The sequence below is a fragment of the Pseudoalteromonas sp. CH_XMU1449-3 genome (genome assembly GCF_037027245.1).
GTDB classification, from domain to species: Bacteria; Pseudomonadota; Gammaproteobacteria; order Enterobacterales; family Alteromonadaceae; genus Pseudoalteromonas; species Pseudoalteromonas shioyasakiensis.
This window is the reverse complement of record NZ_JAYMDY010000001.1, coordinates 50,365-68,005: the sequence shown is the minus strand read 5'-3', so window position 1 is coordinate 68,005 and position 17,641 is coordinate 50,365. Positions and strand designations below refer to the sequence as shown.

Here is a 17,641-nt window from a genome sequence, read left to right as displayed (position 1 = left end):
CTCTCCCAAAGGGAGATGATCAATAAATTAGGGCTAGCAGATGCTAGCCCATGTAATTTCAATACCTTAAGGTAATTAACCTAAGCGGTAGTTTGGCGCTTCTTTGGTGATTTGCACGTCGTGAACGTGGGACTCACCCATACCAGCTGAAGTTACGCGAACAAATTGAGGTTTAGTATTTAACTCTTCAATTGTTGCACAGCCTGTTAAGCCCATTGCACTGCGTAGACCACCCACTTGTTGGTGAATGATTGTCGCGATAGGACCTTTATAAGCAACACGGCCTTCGATACCTTCAGGAACAAGCTTGTCTGCTTCGTTCGATTTTTGGAAGTAACGGTCTGATGAACCTTCTTTTTGGTCCATAGCTCCAAGGCTACCCATACCACGGTATGATTTGTAGTAACGACCTTGATATAGCTCAACTTCACCCGGTGCTTCTTCAGTACCGGCTAACATTGAACCCACCATTACACATGATGCACCAGCAACAAGTGCTTTTACGATGTCACCAGAGAAACGGATACCACCGTCAGCAATAACAGGAATATCACGGCCTTTTAAGCCTTCAACTGCGTCAGAAATAGCAGTAATTTGTGGAACACCACAACCTGTTACGATACGAGTAGTACAGATAGAACCAGGGCCGATACCAACTTTAACAGCATCAACACCTGCATCAGCAAGGGCAATCGCGCCTTCAGCTGTTGCAACGTTACCTGCTACGATTTGTAGATCTGGGTATGCTTGACGTGTTTGTGCAACACGGTCGATAACACCTTGTGAGTGGCCATGTGATGTATCGATAAGTAATACGTCAACACCTGCTTCAACAAGTGCTGCGATACGCTCATCAGTACCCGCGCCAACACCAACAGCGGCACCTACACGTAGACGACCTTGCTCGTCTTTACATGCATGCGGCTTGTCTTGTGCTTTTTGATAATCTTTTACAGTGATCATGCCTTTCAGTTTAAATGCATCATCAACTACGAGAATTTTTTCGATACGGTGCTCGTGCATTAGACCTAAGATTTCATCACGGTCTGCACCTTCTTTAACAGTCACTAACGATTCTTTTTTCGTCATTACTGTAGAAACAGGTTGCTCAAGTTTCGTTTCAAAACGCATATCACGGCTTGTCACAATACCAACAAGGTTATTGTCAGCGTCGGTTACAGGGAAACCTGAAAAACCTTTGTCTTCTGAAAGCGCGATAGCATCAGCAATTGTAAGATCCGCAGTCACAGTAACAGGGAAAGAAACAATGCCCGCTTCGTAAGTTTTAACTTTACGAACGTTTTTAGCTTGCTCTTCAATTGTCATGTTTTTGTGGATGAAACCTAAACCGCCCTCTTGCGCTAAAGCAATCGCTAAGCGTGCTTCTGTTACAGTATCCATAGATGCTGAAACTAGCGGCAAGTTAAGATTGATACCACGCGTTAAGCGAGTTGAAATATTTGCCGTGTGTGGCAAAACAGTAGAATGACCTGGTACTAAAAGTACGTCGTCAAAGGTAAGAGCTTCTTTAGCGATTCTTAGCATAGTGCAACTTCTCACATGTGGATCTGAGTATAAGGAATTGCGGCCAAATTTTATCAGCGTTGTGAGCACGAGTAAATAAAATTATTCATTTATTTGTGTTAAAGTACACAGAGAATTTTTTACTGGGGTTTTTAATGGCTTTTACGCAATCAACACAGCCTGTTTACACGGTCACGCGCCTAAATAAGGAAATTCGCCATGTTTTAGAACAAGGCTTTTCATCGCTTATCTTAAATGGTGAAATTTCTAACTTTATAGCCCCTGCATCTGGACACTGGTACTTCACTTTAAAAGACGACCGAGCACAGGTAAAAGCGGCAATGTGGCGTGGCAATAATCGCGGCCAAACTTTTCGCCCGAGCAATGGTGCACAAGTAACTGTGCGTGCCCGCGTATCTTTATATGAACCTCGTGGTGATTATCAGCTGATTGTTGAGCATATGGCCCCTGCTGGCGAAGGCTTATTAAAACAAGAATTCGATGCGCTAAAAATGCGCTTAGCTGCCGAAGGTCTATTTAGCTCAGCCCATAAAAAACCATTACCAACCAATATTAATCGCGTTGGGGTAATCACCTCAGCCACTGGTGCGGCTATACGCGATATTCTAACGGTACTTAAACGCCGTGCTCCGCAGCTAGAAGTCGTGATTTACCCAGCTATGGTGCAAGGTGCAGATGCCCACAGCCAATTAATAGAAAAAATAAACATCGCCAATCAGCGTAACGAAGTAGATGTGCTTATATTAGGTCGCGGTGGTGGTTCACTAGAAGATTTGTGGTGTTTTAACCATGAGCAACTAGCTCGCGCTATTTTTGAAAGTCGCTTACCTATTGTTAGCGCCGTTGGTCACGAGGTCGATACCACAATTAGTGATTATGTTGCCGATATTCGCGCCGCAACACCTTCTGCAGCCGCCGAGCTAGTTAGTCCAAATACCGAAGAGCTACATAACAAAGTTACGCAGTTAGTTAGGCACTTAAATCATGCCTTTAAACACTCTTTAGCTGTAAAACGCAGTACTGCCACTCAATTTGAGCATCGCTTGCAGCTATGCCATCCCCGTAATCAACTCAATCAACAAGCGCAAAAACTAGATGAACTTAGTTTGGCCTTACACAGCGCAATGAGTGGCAAAATCCAGCGATATGAGCGAGTACTTGCTAACCTAACACCACGTTTGATGCAACGCTCTCCTGAAAAACAGTTAGCCAAAAGCGAGCATCAGCTCACGCAATTACATGCCCGCCTCACACAAGCGATGCAGCAACAACTTTCAAGTTCTCGAAACCAGCTTTCTTTACAAGCGAGTCGTTTAGATTCTGTGAGTCCACTTAGTGTGTTAGCACGTGGTTACAGCATTACTAAAAACCAACAAGGTGGCGTAGTAAAATCGGTTAACGATGTAAGCGTAGGTGAGCTTATAACCACCGAGCTTGCTGATGGTCAACTGCAATCAAAAGTTGTATAAAATTACTCCGTGCTTGCAATGATTGTTAGACTATCGTCACTTGAGGTGGTGGAGGTAAATTTGAATTGTTTCCACCAGCTTTGCTCCATCATTTTATCGGTCATGTTGCGCCAATAATGGCTTGGCAAATCATCAACATCCTCTGGTTGCAATAGCTTAAACTGACACACAGAGCTTTTGCATGTTGAGACACTAAGCTGTGGTTGCACTGGTAAATCGGCCATGATTAAAAAATCACTCATAGCTGTTTCAACTTGGTAGGCCCAAGCCTCATCCCGAGATTGCTCTTCTAACAAGGTATAAAGTTCATCCAGGTGTGAGTCGATTTGCTGTGGAGGTATCGCACTTGAACGGTAACTAGCAATCACCGCTTGTTGATTTTCGACTTGTAACTTTAACTCTGCTATTTGTTGCTCAAGCTCACTTTTGCTAACAGCTGCTGAGCTATCTGAATTAACTTCAGCGACTTGTTTATTAATAACAGGCGCTATAGCAGTGGCTTGCTGCTCTGGTGCTTGAACTATTTGTTCTTCAACAAATTGTTGCTGATAAGTGTGTGGCTGTTGTTGTGGGTCTGATTGAAAAAGTGACATAGCGACAGCGCCACAAATAAATGACGCTGTAACAGCTAATCCGAAGGATAACTTAGACAATTCCATTGCTCTTTTTTAAGGTGTAAAACTACAACATAGCACTGGTGTGGGAGGCATTACTAGCGGTAGTCGTACCATCATCTAAAAAGTTTTGGTTCATGCTCTCTGCTGGACAGGGACAGCTCGGTTTGCCGACCACTTTAGCTGGCACGCCAACCACAGTTGTGTGTGCTGGAACCGCACTTAACACGACAGAGTTTGCACCAATACGTGCCCCCTCTCCCACTTCGATGTTACCTAGTACTTTTGCACCCGCACCAATCAATACACCGGCGCGAATTTTTGGATGACGGTCACCTTGCTCATTACCCGTACCACCTAAGGTTACAGATTGTAGAATCGATACGTTATCTTCAATAACCGCTGTTTCACCAATTACAATCCCAGTTGCATGGTCAAACATAATACCATGACCAACTTTACAAGCGGGATGGATGTCAACGCCAAATACTTCTGAGGTTCTGCTTTGAATGAAGCGAGCAAGCTCTTTTCGGTTTTGTTGCCATAAACAATTTGCGAGTCGGTGTGCTTGTATTGCATGGAAGCCTTTAAGGTTCAAAATAACAGTTAAGTAACTATCGGCCGCAGGGTCGCGATCTTTAACTGCTTTTATGTCATGAGCCACATGCGTCAGCATTAGATCACATTTAACAAAGGCTTGGTCGAATAATTCACGGATAGTAAATGCTGATACCACCGCATCTGCAAGTTTATTTGCCACAATAAAGCTCAGCGCCGAACCTAAGCATTCATGATTTAACACGCACGAATAAACGTGACTTGCTAAAAGCGGTTCACGGGAAACGACTTCGTTTGCTTCATCTCGAAGCTTTTGCCAAATTTCATGACGCATAATATTGCCTTTCTGGTTGTACCTAACTGCTAAGCCTTAAGTTTAACGGATTTGTAGCAAGATGTACTAACCCGTTGTTTATTTGTTCTGGTTATATCTAATAACCAGAGTAACAATACCTATTTTTACTCTTTTTGCTGTGCTTTTTTGCCAATCGCATATGACAGTAGCAAATTCTGACTCTAGCCGAGCAACTTAATTAAAGTGCTTATTTTTCAATAACAAAACAGATATGACATCTTGCCTGTCATATGCCAAAATAGGAACTGGCATATCGCTGACGGCGTAAAAAACAAAAATAATCATTAAATTTACATCATCAACTTAACAAGGAAACGATGATGAAAAACGACGTACTAAACTCACACAAGCTAGGTTATAAATTTTACTTTCAAGATGGTGACAACCAAATCGCTTGCTTTGGTCACATCATGAGCGGTAAAGAAAAAGTATATGTAAACGACGAATTGGTAAGTGAAAAACGCAGCTTCGGTTTTAAAAGTCATCATGACTTTAGCTACCAAGGTAATACTTATGCAGTCAAATTCGAGATGAAAAATATACTGACAGGCAAGCTTGAATGTTCGTTTTATAAAGCTGACAAATTAGTTAAACAGAGTACACAAACCTCACTTACTGATAATCCAAAACAAGTAGCTTTGGTTACCTTAGGCTGTTTTCTTGGTGGAGCAATATCGGGTTATGCTGTCGTTACTTTTATTGAACCATTTCTTGGGAAGTAAGTAATGCAACTGAACCCTAATACAATAAAAGCACTTAGACTTAAATTCGATTGGACGCAGCAGCAATTGGCCGATGCCTGTGATGTAAGCCTACGTACCATTCAACGAGTTGAAAAAGAAGGTGCGGCATCAAAAGAAACCACCATGAGCCTATGCGCAGTTTTTGAAGTGCGCCAAGGTGAGCTTATTAAGCTCGATGACGAAGTATCTGAACAAAGCACAACACATGCAGTGAGTAAGCAAAATCTCGCTGCAATCGTAGCGGCTTCTTCGTTTGTCAGTTTTGCCCTTGGTATGGCAACGGTATTTGTTATTTTTTAGGAGTGATAGATGACCAAAGAACAACGCGGCTACGCTACACTTATCGGCTTTGTAATAACAACCATGCTATTTGCGCTAGCAGTTAAAATTGGCGCAATGCTTTAGCATTTCTAAGCATATAAATAAAATATAACTGTCAGAACTGAGCGTTGAGCTAGGTGCTGGCAGTTTTTTCATATCAGCACCTACAAATACCTTATCAATTGTTTTTTATGTAAACCACGGTGAAAACCCAGCATTTATTGCTAATCTTAAAAAAGTGATAGTGGCTAGGAACGAATGTGGTTGAATCAAAAGAGTTTCTAAAATCAATACTCGATACGATCTCAAAACATATTGTTGTAATTGATGAGAAAGGTGATATTCAATTTGTGAATCGCAGTTGGCAAACTTTTGGCGATGAAAATAATTGCCAGTGTAATACCCAGTGGGAAGAGCAAAACTACCTCGCAATATGTCAATCAGCTGCACAGCAAGGTGATGAGTTTGGTGCACAAGCTTTATCTGGTATTAGTCAGGTTATAAACCAACAACTAACCGAGTATTACCTAGAATATCCATGTCATAGCAATACCGACAAGCGTTGGTTTTTAATGCGAGCAGTGCCCTTCGAGCATGCATCAAAACGCTTTATCGTCATCAGCCATATAAATATTACCGAACGTAAAATCGCCGAGCAGCAAGTACAAGAACTCGCCCGTATCGATGGCCTCACACTAATAGCTAACCGACGTCATTTTGATGATTTTTATAAGCAAGAGTGGAGTCGCTGTGCACGTTTAAAACACCCCTTGTCGTTAGCCATGATTGACCTTGATAACTTTAAGTCTCTTAACGATAACTTTGGTCATCTGGTGGGTGATATTTGCTTAAAAGAAGTGGCAAAACTATTACCAGATTATACTCGCAGACCTGGTGACTTGTGCGCTAGATACGGCGGTGAAGAATTTGTACTGGTACTCGGTAATACGCAAAGCCATCAAGCACAAAAACTCGTGACGCGGTTTATGGCAGCGCTAAATACGCTTCAACTACCAGAGCTTGCCGGTCATCCCTTAACGGTTAGTATTGGTTTAGCAACTATCTACCCTAGTAGCATTGATGATGCCATGTTACTCATTGAAATGGCTGATAACGCGCTTTATCAAGCAAAAGAAGCTGGCCGAAATCAGCTTGTAATTGCTGATAACATCGAGCCATTAAACCTAGAGCAATGCCCCTAATTAGGGGCATTGATTAGAGCTTGTTTATCCAGTTATTACTGAAATACTTTTTCGACATCAAGTACTGAAATGTTTTTCGCTGGTATTGCAAGTTTATAGTCAGCAATCACTTTGTCTTCAGCAACAAGTTCTGCTGGTTTTTCAGCATTATACACCATAGGTGATGTTTGCTCTGAAACTAAACGTTTTTGCATGTCTTTGCCGTCACCAGTAATAAACACATAGTGAATATTCTCTGTTTGCAGGTTATCGCGAATAACACGGTTAACATCATCAAGGGTTAGCTTTTCAAGCTTGCCGCGCACATAGTCAACAAAGCTCTCAGTGTTATAGAACTCACTATCAAGCGCATAACCTAATTGGCGATCTTGGCTTGCAACCATTTGTGGCACAAAGTTAATTAAGAAGTTACGAGTCGCTTCAAAATCTTCTTTGCTGATGCCATTTTTAATTAGCTTATCAAGTTCAAATAATGCCGTACGCGTTGCAAAGTGCGCATCATTATTAGAACGAAGCGGACGTAACCACACTTGGAAAATTTGCTCTGAACGACCTAAGTTAGCATCAGGTTTAGTTTGGAACATACCACGTGGGAAGTACTCAATGTATGCATAGTCACCATAGTTCATACCACGGGTTTGACGAATACGCTGATACAAGAAGCTGTTTGAGCTGCGGTGTTCGCCAAAGTAAGAACGCACTAACCAAAGCGCTGTCCAGTCATCGCTACTACGAATTGTATCGATTGGGAAACCAAATGACACAGCGGTAGATTGCGCTGATTTTTCAACAATCGTTGCATGATGACCTTTAAGTTCTGGCGCATCAGGGATCGTTAAGCGGCTTTCTTTACCTTGTGGAAGCGATGTTAAATCTTTCATCATCGTCGATTTAACATCACTCGGAATCGCACCAATTAGACCCACTGTTAATTTAGATTGAGTAAACTGGTTAGCATAAAACGCTTTTACATCGTCAAGTGTCAGTGCTTCAAGATCTGATAAATCACCATAGTTATAGCTTTCATACGGATGGCCTTTATAAAGCTGATGATATAGCACTTCTTTACCTAGCTCTTCGTCATTTGACGCTTTCAGACCTGCTTTAATGCTATCAATAAGCTCTTTTTTCAGACGCTTGAAATCATCTTCTCTAAAGCCAGGATTTAACAACTGGTCGCTAACAAGTGCATACCACTGCGCGGCATTATCTTTATGTACACGGCCGCGTAGTGAAATCATCTCTTTATCGATTTGATAGCCAAAGCTTCCCGCTAGTGGATATAACGCTTTTTGAATATCTTTGTAGCTCATCGTTTCTGAGCCACCTTGCGCTAGCATCGCTGCAGTGAGTGCTGCTAAACCTTTTTTACCATGTGGATCAGCCGCTGCGCCGGTATTAAATAACCAGTTCACATCAACTAGTGGTGAGCTATTGGTTTTATCAAGTACTTTAAAATGACGCTGTGTTGGGGCTTGCTCGATACTGGCAACCAAGGCATTTAAATCAACTTCTTGCTCAAAACCAGCCACTTTATCAAGCGCCGACATTGTCACCGTAGTACGGCTTGGATCAACAAAGTACTTGTTTGCTACCGCTTTGATATCTTCTGGCGTGATGCTATCAGCAGTGGCATAAAGTTGGTTAATCACTTCAGGGTCACGCTCAAAGTGCATGTAGCTTGCAAGTGTTGAAGCGATTGACTGCGATGAATCAAGACCATTTATAAAGCTATACTTTAGGTTTGATTTTAAATCAGCTAACTTTTGCGCATCTACTAACTCAGTACGCGCTTGTGCATAGGTACGGTTAATCGCATCACGGGCTTTAGCCAGGTCCGCTTCGTTTTCGACTTTTACAAACACATGTAATAAACCCGGATCTTTAGTATCTGGGTTATAGGTAAACATTTGGCTGGCAATTTGTTTATCAACAACAAGTTCTTGATAAAGTGCCGAGTTATTAGAGAAATACAGCTGTGAGATCAAATCAAGAGCTGCACGGTCTTTTTGAGTAGGATCCCATGCAGTGCCTTTGTATGACACAAGCAACCAGTGGCCTGGTAAACCATCATTTTTTTCATGTACATATTTTGCGGCTTGTTGCTTTGGTTCAACAGGAATATCTGCTTGGTAATCGCCTTTTTTCCAATTACCCCAATGCTTTTTCACCATTGCCATGGTTTCTTGTGGATCAACATCACCAACGATGACTAAAGATACATACTCAGGCTTATAAAATTTAGCGAAAAACTCTTTACCATAGGCCATTTGATCAGGCATGGCTTCAATGTCTTCGAAAAAGCCCATGGTGGTGTGCTTATAGGTATGCTTTTCGAATGCTTCGTTACGAACGGCAGAAAGTAACTTACGAATTGGGCTAGCATTATTCTTTAAATACTCACCTTTTACAGTGAGCGCTTCGGTGCGGAACTGCTCTTCGCTGTAAGTCAGGTTTTGGAAAATATCAGCTTCAATTTCGAGCACTTTATCTAAGTGCTCTTTTGAGAAGTTTAAGTGATAGTTAGTGTAATCGTTAGTCGTATACGCGCGATTATCAACACCTGAGTTTTTTAAAATATCTGAATACACATCTTGTGGGAATTTTTCAGAGCCTTTAAACATCATATGCTCAAAGAAGTGTGCAAAACCGGTTTTACCTTCTTCAACCTCATTACGTGAACCAACCGATACTGGAATTTGCAGTGACACAACATCTGGGTAATCTGTTTTAACTACCATCACGCGAAGGCCATTCTCAAGCTCTTCTAATAGATAATCTTGGCTAAATACACGGTTATCATCTTGGCTTACTTGCTGCTCAATTTCGACTTCTTTAACCATAGTTGACTGTGAGTTACTTGCGCAGCCACTTAAAGCAAGTGTTACAGCAACACTGGTTGCTAATAATCTAAATTTCATAATGTTCCCTTGTTAGTTATTTTTCTCATAATCATTGCTGCTTGATTATGCATCAAAGCGCCTGAAAATATGAGGGTCAGAGCAATAATTTATGTAAACAGGTGTGTCAATTTTGCGAAACGCTCAGCTTTAAACTTGAGTAAAATTCATAGTCATTGAAAAACTTTCAAGAAAAAAATCTATCTAGACGTCTAAATGGCTGCTATATTATTTGTCATAGACATTAGCACGAGCTGGAATGAGGATTATGGCTTTATCATTACAAGAGAAAATTGAAGACACCAATCAAGGCGTCTACCTAATTGGTACCACACCACCAAAGTCAGGTACTGATAAAGCACAGCTTGAGACCATTGCTCAGAAGCTACTTGGTCGTTTACACGAAATTGAATACGATGGTGTAATCATCTACGACATTCAAGATGAAAGTAGCCGTATTGCAAAGCCGCGTCCTTTTCCGTTTAAAGAAACGGTAGATCCCCGTGAATACAGTCAGTTACTACGTAGCTTGTCGCAACTTGATGTGATCACTTATAAAAGTGTTGCCCAGCGTGGAGAAGCAGAGTTTACCGAGTGGTTAAACGAAACACGTAACGACTTTGAACTAAAAAACTTAGTGTTAGTGGGTAGTCCATCATCTCATGGCGATATCAAATTAAGCCTACCTGATGCATATAAAGCGCTTGCTAAGCAGAACAATGATGTATTTTTAGGTGGCGTTACTATTGCAGAGCGTCATGCCAGCAAACGCAATGAACATGAGCGTTTAGTTGAAAAAACAGCACAAGGTTGTAAGTTTTTCATCTCACAAGCGGTTTACAATGCTCAAGCAACGATTGATTTAATCACCAGCTATGCGCGTAGCTGTAAAGCACAAGGCACAACACCAAAACGCATTATTCTAACGTTTACCCCTTGTGGTGGTGAAAAAACCTTAGAGTTTATGGAATGGTTAGGTATCTCAGTACCAGAAGCAACTAAGTACCGTATGTTAGATTCGGCAAATACATTGAGTGAATCAGTGCGTATTTGCCGTGAGAATCTCGACTTAATTTTACAAAGCTGCGCACATTTAGATGTACCGCTAGGTTTAAATATTGAGAGCTTAACCAATCGTAAAGAAGAAATTGATGCGTCAATTAACCTTTATCGTTTACTTAAAGCAACCATGGAATTAAACCTAGCTGAGAAGCAAATAGCTTAACGTGCAGCCTTAGAGGCTTGCTTTTTCTCATACATGTCTTCATCTGCTCGTTTTAATAGCTCAGCAAAGTTTTCTTTTGGCTGAGCTATTACCCCTGAACCAATACTTAAGCTCGTGACAGGAATGCCCCGCTTCTCTAAATTAGATTGATAGGTGGTGTTGAGCTTATCAGTGATGCTGTCTATGCAATCACCGGGCTGAACTTGCAATAACGCAATAAACTCATCACCCCCTAAGCGGCCGATAATATCGGTTTCACGTAGGCATTCTTTCATCGTGTCAGCTAAACAAATCAGTGCGAGATCGCCCACTTCATGGCCATACGTATCATTGAGTGGTTTAAAGCTATTTATATCGATAAATAAACAACTAATATCAAAACCAAGACGTTTCGATATATTTAATTTATGTTGGCAAAGTAGGTCTATTGCACGGCGGTTATAAATATTAGTGAGTGAATCGAGCATAGCAATTTCACGCATCTGCGTAAAGTTGTCTAACAGTGCAAGGTCATCTTCAACCATATCGCGAAGCTGCTCGATTAGTTCTAAAAAGTTCTGTTGATAATGGGTTTGTTTAAAATCCATAACACAAAAGGTGCCAAACGGATCACCACTTGGCCAGCTAATTGGCACCCCAAGATAAGACTCAAAACCATCTTTTACCAGTGGGCTGTCATCCCATTGACTATCTTGACTGGCGTGATCAACATAAAGCGGTGCCATGTCACGCAGTACTTTTTTGCAGAAGATATTATCGTCGGCGCTTAATTCAGCCCCGGCATCATAGGGATTTTCTTGTTGCTCACTGGAGACGATAATACGATATACATCATCTGTTTTATGAACGATGAAGCCTGCGGGAGCAGAAAACAACTCGGTCATGAGATTAATTGTTTTCTGCCACTTTTCTAAGGAGAACTGTTTATCAGCGCGGCGGAACGTCCATTTATTCTCTTCTAACATACTAAACTCTCAACTTTAGCCGGAGGATAGTATAAATATATGCCAGATTTAGGAACGTCTCCTACTTTTTTGCCCTAAAATACGTTTTTTATCACGAGAGCGGCGTGCCTTATTAGTATTTTTACGAACTTGCTTTGGCTCTTTGGTTAAATCAGGCTCATACCCTGGTAACCACTGCGGCGTGAGCCTTGTGTCGAGTAAGATATCTATTTCGTCCAATAGCCACTGCTCATCGATGCTAACCAGCGACATCGCCATCCCTTTCTCGCCAGCACGCCCTGTTCGACCAATACGGTGTACGTAGTCCTCAGCCACATAAGGCAACTCATAGTTAATCACATACTTGAGTGAGGCAATATCAAGACCTCGGGCAGCAACATCTGTCGCAACCAGTACTCTTGTCGCACCTGATTTAAAATTTTGCAGTGCTTTATCACGCGCACCTTGGCTTTTATCGCCATGAATAGATTCGGTTTTTAAGCCGTCTTTACACATTTCTTTAGCAAGCACATCGGCGGTTTGTTTAGTACGAGTGAATATCAGTACTTGCTGCCAATTTTTCATGCCAATCATGTGTGATACCAGCTCGCGTTTACGGTCTTCATCAACCGCATATACTAGCTGCTCAACTTCAACCGCTGCTGAGTTGCGTTTATTCACTTCAACTAATTTAGGATCATTTAATAACTGCTTACTGAGTTTAAAGATGCTGTCGTCAAATGTGGCTGAAAAAAGTAAAGTTTGACGTTCTTTTGGCACATGGCGCAAGATGCGTTTAATTTCGTCAATAAAGCCCATATCAAGCATGCGATCAGCTTCATCAAATACCAAGGCATTAATACTTGAAAGCTTAATACTGCCCTTGATCACATGATCAAGTAAGCGCCCAGGTGTTGCCACTACAACCTGCGCTCCTTTTATGGCTTTAATTTGTGGGCCAATACTAGCACCACCATAAGCCAGTGCTGCTTTTATTTCAGTATGCGCTGCATAACGCTCTACACTTGCAAATACTTGCTGAGCGAGCTCACGGGTCGGCGTTAAAATTAGGACTTTAACGGCATCAGGGAGTACTTCAGCAGATAACAAATTATGCAGTAGTGGTAAAACAAACGCGGCGGTTTTGCCCGTTCCCGTCTGTGCACTGCCCATTACATCAGCACCCGCTAAAATAAGGGGGATTGTTTGCGCTTGAATTGCTGTGGGAGTGTGATAATTCTCTTCTTGCAAGGCTGTTAGCAATGCAGGGGCAAGATTTAATTCTGAAAAGGTCGCTACTGACATAGTCTGAAGTACATTTGGCTATAAAAGCGCTATTGTACGCGGAAGATCAGCAACAAAAAAGCGCAATGAGCGCCCTTTGTAGCAATTGTAAAGATTACGCTGGTTTAAGTGATTCTTTACGTTGATTATAAAAACTAATTAGGTCATCAACTGTTGCTTGGCAATAATCACGAATGCCAGACACAAGCATGTGTTTTTCACCCGACCCTACTTTTTCGCCATTTTCTAACAGGTTGAAGCGAAGCGTGATTTTGCCGCGTTTGCCAGTAAACTCAAAATCAGGCTCAGCAAATTGTAATTCAGGTGCGCTGATATCAAGGCGGTCAAGGTTAATCAGCATTGATTCGTAAATCACCATTGGGCGGGCTGGGTTGATCATCACATCCTGCTTCCCCATCAATGGAATAATCACGTGCGGGAAAGTCGTGCCAGAGAACTCAACATAGTTTTTGATTAAGCTATTTGTTAACTCAGGACATTGGCTAACAGCCCCTTCTCGTTTCACTTTTAGCATGACTTTTTCGCCATCGGTGATCGCAAACTCATCAGCCCCTTCAGGGAAAGTCAGCTTTGAATTTTCATCAACCATGCCTGCAAACGTGAATTCCATTTTTTCACTGATGCCATAGCGGTTTAAAACCAGCGAAAAAAGTAAATCGCCCGGCACACAAAACTTTTTGGCATCTTTATCATGTAACGGATTGAAATCATCAGCCACTAACTTGGCAAAACGACAGCCTTGCTCACGTGAGATAGAAACGTAATCAGCATGTTGCTGATAATAAGGACTTAACATAATTGTTCACTGCTTAAACTACTTATAACCTGACTATACTACCAGAAAAAATGAAAATAGAGGTCGAATCTGTTAATTATTAATCACGCGCTCAGCATATGTTTAAATGCATGAGCTAAAATAGTGGTTTTGATAGGCTAAATTTAAATTGTATCAATTTGTACGAAACAATTAACAAATAACGCAGAATAGTAAAGACTAAGGCCCAACTAAATTTAGTGAAAAACTATTAGCTAAAACTAAATATAAATTCAGTTTCCCTTTTAAAACAACAAGCTAACTTTAGAATATAAAGAAAATACGCCAATAGGTTGAAATTACTGGCTTTGCATAGCACCTATTTGTAGCTATAACGATAAATGAGGTATGATAGACACGCTTTTTTATCGTGTAATCGCCACTCATAGGCTGCATAAATAATAATTAAAAAAAACGGCAAAAAAATGAGTACTCAAAGTGAGTTGGGCAGGTTACATCAGCTTTCGATGGTTATTGTTACTTTGAAGAAAAGACTTCTAAAAAACAGAGACTTGGTTAAATGATAAACCGATTTAGTTGGCTATTACTGTTTTTTTGTCTTTGCTTTTCGTCGCTTTGTTTAAGCGATGACAGTCCCGAGCAACCTTTTTTTAAAGTCTCACCCACCGTGTGTGTGACAGATGCAAAACAAAAAGCCTGTGAGTTTAATATACAGATTCATTTTCGTGTTGCTCCCTTTAAAGAACTTTGTTTAGAAATAACTCAGCGTCCTCAGTATACGCAGTGTTACAAACAAGGTGGTTTAATTATCGAGAAATTAACGGTTAAGACTGAGCATCCGCTTACAGTGAAATTAATTGATCCATTAAGCAATCAAGTTGTTAAGCAACAACTACTGTCAATAGCAAGCTATGAAGCTAAAGATTACCGAATAAAACGGCGCTTTGGCTGGAGTTTATAATGCAGCATATTTTTTTAATTGAAGATGATGTGAAATTAGCAAGCTTAATACAAACGTTTTTGTTAAAGCATGGCTATACCATAGATGTATTTAATACTGCCGAGGCGTACCGTAGCAGTGAAATCACCTTTATGCCTTCATTGATCATTTGTGATGTGATGCTACCGGATGGCAATGGCTTTGAGCTAATTTCTCAATTGAAAGAAAAGTACAGTTGCCCTGTTATTTTTCTAACGGCTCTGGATTCTGTGCAATCACAAATCAAGGGCTTAAACCTAGGTGCTTACGACTACCTTGTAAAACCCATTAAGCCTGAACTGTTACTCGCCAAAGTTAAAACGATTATCGCCCACACTGTTGGCCAAGATAACTTTTCGCACCAAATTGATATTTTGCGTATCGATAGTAAAAAACGCGATATCTATTTTCATAACACAGCATTGAATCTCAATGAAAGTGAATTTGAGATCATTGCCTACCTTGCGAAAAACACCCCTGAACCGGTTTCTCGTGAGGTATTATTCAAGCATGTTATTGGCCGTGAGTATGACGGACTTGACCGAGCGATTGATTTAAAAATTAGCCGTTTACGTAAAAAGCTTAAAGAAACCATTAGCGAGCAAAAAGAAACGCTAGATATCAAGTCTGTACGAGGTAAAGGATACAGCTTGGATATTTCAAAAATATGAAGCAACAATTTTTTAAGCTGTACTTAATTATCACGGTAAGCTTAATTGCCTTAGTTTTAGCTTTTGGCCAGCTTTATAATCAGTTTTTTTCTGAGCAGATACCGAGTGTGCAAATAAGTGTTGCTGAACTTGCTCAAATAGCTGAGCAAAAAGAAACGAGGATCAGCTCCTTTAACCAAAACGAACTTTTTTTACCTGCTTCATTACAAGCTAAATTCGATAAAGATGGCATTATCAGCGTCACCGAAAACAATCAGCAGTATATATACCTCAAAGGCAATAACGGCAGCATCCAAAAAGTTGGCCCCATTTCTTTGATTTCGCAAGCCAAAACTGACTGGCTTGCTTTTTTTGCGTTTTACTTTTTACTTGGTTCGATGATCTTATTATTCATTCGCCCAGTATTTCGCGATTTGAGCTTATTACAACGCGCAGCTCATCGCTTTAGTAAAAAACCGCAACGCATAGAGCTTGATATAAAACCAAATTCATCTATTGCGCCATTAGCCAGCACCTTCACTCATATGTCTGAGCGCATCAATAAGTTTGTTCAGCTACATAATGACTTATCGCGTATTATTTCTCATGAAATTCGCACTCCCCTTACCCGTATGCGATTTGCTTTGTCGATTGCCGATTTGGAATCTCAAGAAAGTAGCCAAATAGAACGCGATATCGATGAGATTGAATTACGTCTAGAGCAGTACTTATCGTTCGCTCGCTTAGAGCACCAACAAAGTGTGTTTAATCAGGAGAAAGTTAACTTAGCTAAACTGATCAACACAGAAATTGCTAAATTTGATTTATACAAAGAACTCAAATTCATTCCTGCGCTTGAAGTAGACACAGCCTATTGCGAAGCAAGCTTTATGGCAATCGCGGTACAAAACTTACTGATCAACGCCACAAAATACGCAAAACACACTATCCATATAAGTAGCACAGAACAAGCGGGCTATTACAGTATAAGCATTACAGACGATGGACCTGGCTTACCAATTAATGCGGATGCGTTAATTGAGCCTTTTAAACAAGGTGAAGGAGATAAACTAGCGAGTGGTTATGGATTAGGACTTTATATTGTGTATCGTATTGCCAGTTGGCATGGCGGTAAAATTAGCTTGGCTAACAGTTCGCAAACAGGCGGTGCAGAGATCACCATTCGTTGGCCTAAAAGTGGTAAGTAATTCCCGTAAAACCTGAGAAATAACCGTTTTTATTGATCATATGTGAGTTAGCTAAGTTACTATCAAGCCATGTGTGCTTAAGTTTGAAGTCAAGGCTGAAACTGTCGCTAATAGGATATTCGTAACTTACTTTTAAGTAGTAGTTCGTGGCACTTTCTAAATTGTAGCTTAGTAAACGCGTTTTGCTTTCTGATGGACTCACCCTGTAGTAATAATCGATCAGCTCTTCATTTTTATAATTAATACCCGCCTCAATGCCAGCAGTACCAGAAAACAGTTCAAATACTTGATAGCCGTTTAGCAAAATTTCATAACCATTATGAACATTGGTTACATCATGGACATACGCAGCACTTAACCAGATATTATCATACACGTTTACTGCCGATGACAGCCCCGCCATGTAAGAAAGGTCACGCTCTATAGGCGTTAGGTTAATCGGTGATGCGGTAGGTAATGTAGGTCGCCCAGAGCTCGAACGAACAACACCGGTGGCATAGAGTTTATCTACCCCATCCAGCTCAAAGAAAAAACCATCATCATTAAAGCGCCCAAGTAAATCAACGTAGAAGTTCTCTGTTTCATAGAGGCTATAGCCAACAGAGAAATCATCGAAATACCAGTTATCACCGTAATAAGCAAAGCTTGGCAGAATTGGCGAAGTGACATCGTCTGCATCTAGTACCGGGTTTTCAATGCCCCCGTAACCCACAGTGATACTGGCATGTATTGTCGACTTTTTAATTAATTGAGGTTGTTTAACATCAGCCTGCGCAAACGCAGTGGATGCAGTTAAACAACATACTAAGCCAAACAATTTCTTCATTAACGCAATTCACCTTTATGTC

General features: G+C 41.0%; 16 protein-coding genes. 8 read left to right on the top strand and 8 right to left on the bottom strand.

The genetic code is table 11. The annotated features are described in order from the left end of the window. Positions 1-75: 75 nt before the first annotated feature. A complete protein-coding gene (guaB, locus tag WA256_RS00305; protein ID WP_054551225.1) occupies positions 76-1,545 on the bottom strand; it encodes an IMP dehydrogenase in 1,470 nt (489 codons plus the stop codon). Positions 1,546-1,679: 134 nt separating this feature from the next. On the opposite strand from guaB, the gene xseA reads away from it, so the two are divergent. Beyond that, positions 1,680-3,014 carry an exodeoxyribonuclease VII large subunit gene (gene xseA, locus WA256_RS00300; RefSeq protein WP_335988158.1) on the top strand — a complete coding sequence of 445 codons (1,335 nt, stop codon included), beginning with the start codon at positions 1,680-1,682 and terminating at the stop codon, positions 3,012-3,014. A gap of 2 nt (positions 3,015-3,016) precedes the next feature. Here the strand turns inward: xseA and WA256_RS00295 are convergent, their stop codons facing one another. Further along, complete coding sequence (locus WA256_RS00295) at positions 3,017-3,607, bottom strand: hypothetical protein (protein ID WP_269407469.1); 591 nt, start codon at positions 3,605-3,607, stop codon at positions 3,017-3,019. Between the two features lie 88 nt (positions 3,608-3,695). Continuing rightward, the gene (gene cysE / locus WA256_RS00290; RefSeq protein ID WP_054560835.1) at positions 3,696-4,520 is read right to left on the bottom strand and encodes a serine O-acetyltransferase; all 825 of its coding nucleotides are present in this window, start codon (positions 4,518-4,520) and stop codon (positions 3,696-3,698) included. A gap of 338 nt (positions 4,521-4,858) precedes the next feature. On the opposite strand from cysE, the gene WA256_RS00285 reads away from it, so the two are divergent. The 3 genes from WA256_RS00285 (at position 4,859) to WA256_RS00275 (ending at position 6,807) form a co-directional block, all read left to right on the top strand. Further along, entirely contained in the window at positions 4,859-5,263 is a 405-nt protein-coding gene (locus WA256_RS00285) for a hypothetical protein (RefSeq protein WP_130166543.1), read from the top strand. Between the two features lie 3 nt (positions 5,264-5,266). Continuing rightward, a complete protein-coding gene (locus WA256_RS00280) occupies positions 5,267-5,584 on the top strand; it encodes a helix-turn-helix transcriptional regulator (protein ID WP_063527559.1) in 318 nt (105 codons plus the stop codon). 281 nt (positions 5,585-5,865) lie between these two features. Then, the gene (locus WA256_RS00275) at positions 5,866-6,807 is read left to right on the top strand and encodes a sensor domain-containing diguanylate cyclase (RefSeq protein WP_062564882.1); all 942 of its coding nucleotides are present in this window, start codon (positions 5,866-5,868) and stop codon (positions 6,805-6,807) included. Between the two features lie 35 nt (positions 6,808-6,842). On the opposite strand, the gene WA256_RS00270 is transcribed toward WA256_RS00275, so the two are convergent. Beyond that, positions 6,843-9,728 carry a M16 family metallopeptidase gene (locus tag WA256_RS00270; protein WP_335988149.1) on the bottom strand — a complete coding sequence of 962 codons (2,886 nt, stop codon included), beginning with the start codon at positions 9,726-9,728 and terminating at the stop codon, positions 6,843-6,845. A gap of 247 nt (positions 9,729-9,975) precedes the next feature. On the opposite strand from WA256_RS00270, the gene WA256_RS00265 reads away from it, so the two are divergent. Continuing rightward, positions 9,976-10,932, top strand: coding sequence for a methylenetetrahydrofolate reductase (locus WA256_RS00265; RefSeq protein ID WP_335988146.1), 957 nt, complete (start codon positions 9,976-9,978; stop codon positions 10,930-10,932). On the opposite strand, the gene WA256_RS00260 is transcribed toward WA256_RS00265, so the two are convergent. The 3 genes from WA256_RS00260 to WA256_RS00250 form a co-directional block, all read right to left on the bottom strand. Continuing rightward, positions 10,929-11,897, bottom strand: coding sequence for a sensor domain-containing diguanylate cyclase (locus WA256_RS00260; protein WP_335988144.1), 969 nt, complete (start codon positions 11,895-11,897; stop codon positions 10,929-10,931). The genes WA256_RS00265 and WA256_RS00260 overlap by 4 nt on opposite strands. Before the next feature lie 48 nt (positions 11,898-11,945). Continuing rightward, positions 11,946-13,181, bottom strand: a complete 1,236-nt coding sequence (locus WA256_RS00255) for a DEAD/DEAH box helicase (protein WP_175080314.1) — start codon at positions 13,179-13,181, stop codon at positions 11,946-11,948. A gap of 94 nt (positions 13,182-13,275) precedes the next feature. Then, positions 13,276-13,977, bottom strand: a complete 702-nt coding sequence (locus tag WA256_RS00250) for a DUF3581 domain-containing protein (RefSeq protein ID WP_130166539.1) — start codon at positions 13,975-13,977, stop codon at positions 13,276-13,278. A gap of 538 nt (positions 13,978-14,515) precedes the next feature. Here WA256_RS00250 and WA256_RS00245 point away from each other — a divergent pair. Genes WA256_RS00245 through WA256_RS00235 form a run of 3 tightly spaced genes read left to right on the top strand, consistent with a single transcriptional unit; the run spans position 14,516 to position 16,793 of the window. Further along, positions 14,516-14,917 (top strand): DUF3019 domain-containing protein, encoded by a 402-nt coding sequence (locus WA256_RS00245; protein ID WP_062564876.1) that lies wholly within the window; start codon positions 14,516-14,518, stop codon positions 14,915-14,917. Next, positions 14,917-15,606, top strand: coding sequence for a response regulator transcription factor (locus WA256_RS00240; protein WP_054560845.1), 690 nt, complete (start codon positions 14,917-14,919; stop codon positions 15,604-15,606). The genes WA256_RS00245 and WA256_RS00240 overlap by 1 nt, the downstream gene beginning before the upstream one ends. Next, a complete protein-coding gene (locus WA256_RS00235) occupies positions 15,603-16,793 on the top strand; it encodes an ATP-binding protein (RefSeq protein ID WP_335988135.1) in 1,191 nt (396 codons plus the stop codon). The genes WA256_RS00240 and WA256_RS00235 overlap by 4 nt, the downstream gene beginning before the upstream one ends. Here the strand turns inward: WA256_RS00235 and WA256_RS00230 are convergent. After that, entirely contained in the window at positions 16,777-17,619 is an 843-nt protein-coding gene (locus WA256_RS00230; RefSeq protein ID WP_335988133.1) for a MipA/OmpV family protein, read from the bottom strand. The genes WA256_RS00235 and WA256_RS00230 overlap by 17 nt on opposite strands. Positions 17,620-17,641: the final 22 nt, after the last annotated feature.

What these genes read in the sequence shown, in the direction of transcription:
- xseA (WP_335988158.1), top strand. Translation starts at nt 1,680, where the DNA reads ATGGCTTTTACGCAATCAACACAGCCTGTTTACACGGTCACGCGCCTA.
- guaB (WP_054551225.1), bottom strand. Translation starts at nt 1,545, where the DNA reads ATGCTAAGAATCGCTAAAGAAGCTCTTACCTTTGACGACGTACTTTTA.
- WA256_RS00245 (WP_062564876.1), top strand. Translation starts at nt 14,516, where the DNA reads ATGATAAACCGATTTAGTTGGCTATTACTGTTTTTTTGTCTTTGCTTT.
- WA256_RS00230 (WP_335988133.1), bottom strand. Translation starts at nt 17,619, where the DNA reads ATGAAGAAATTGTTTGGCTTAGTATGTTGTTTAACTGCATCCACTGCG.
- WA256_RS00270 (WP_335988149.1), bottom strand. Translation starts at nt 9,728, where the DNA reads ATGAAATTTAGATTATTAGCAACCAGTGTTGCTGTAACACTTGCTTTA.
- WA256_RS00250 (WP_130166539.1), bottom strand. Translation starts at nt 13,977, where the DNA reads ATGTTAAGTCCTTATTATCAGCAACATGCTGATTACGTTTCTATCTCA.
- WA256_RS00255 (WP_175080314.1), bottom strand. Translation starts at nt 13,181, where the DNA reads ATGTCAGTAGCGACCTTTTCAGAATTAAATCTTGCCCCTGCATTGCTA.
- WA256_RS00240 (WP_054560845.1), top strand. Translation starts at nt 14,917, where the DNA reads ATGCAGCATATTTTTTTAATTGAAGATGATGTGAAATTAGCAAGCTTA.
- WA256_RS00260 (WP_335988144.1), bottom strand. Translation starts at nt 11,897, where the DNA reads ATGTTAGAAGAGAATAAATGGACGTTCCGCCGCGCTGATAAACAGTTC.
- WA256_RS00265 (WP_335988146.1), top strand. Translation starts at nt 9,976, where the DNA reads ATGGCTTTATCATTACAAGAGAAAATTGAAGACACCAATCAAGGCGTC.
- WA256_RS00235 (WP_335988135.1), top strand. Translation starts at nt 15,603, where the DNA reads ATGAAGCAACAATTTTTTAAGCTGTACTTAATTATCACGGTAAGCTTA.
- cysE (WP_054560835.1), bottom strand. Translation starts at nt 4,520, where the DNA reads ATGCGTCATGAAATTTGGCAAAAGCTTCGAGATGAAGCAAACGAAGTC.
- WA256_RS00280 (WP_063527559.1), top strand. Translation starts at nt 5,267, where the DNA reads ATGCAACTGAACCCTAATACAATAAAAGCACTTAGACTTAAATTCGAT.
- WA256_RS00295 (WP_269407469.1), bottom strand. Translation starts at nt 3,607, where the DNA reads ATGTCACTTTTTCAATCAGACCCACAACAACAGCCACACACTTATCAG.
- WA256_RS00285 (WP_130166543.1), top strand. Translation starts at nt 4,859, where the DNA reads ATGATGAAAAACGACGTACTAAACTCACACAAGCTAGGTTATAAATTT.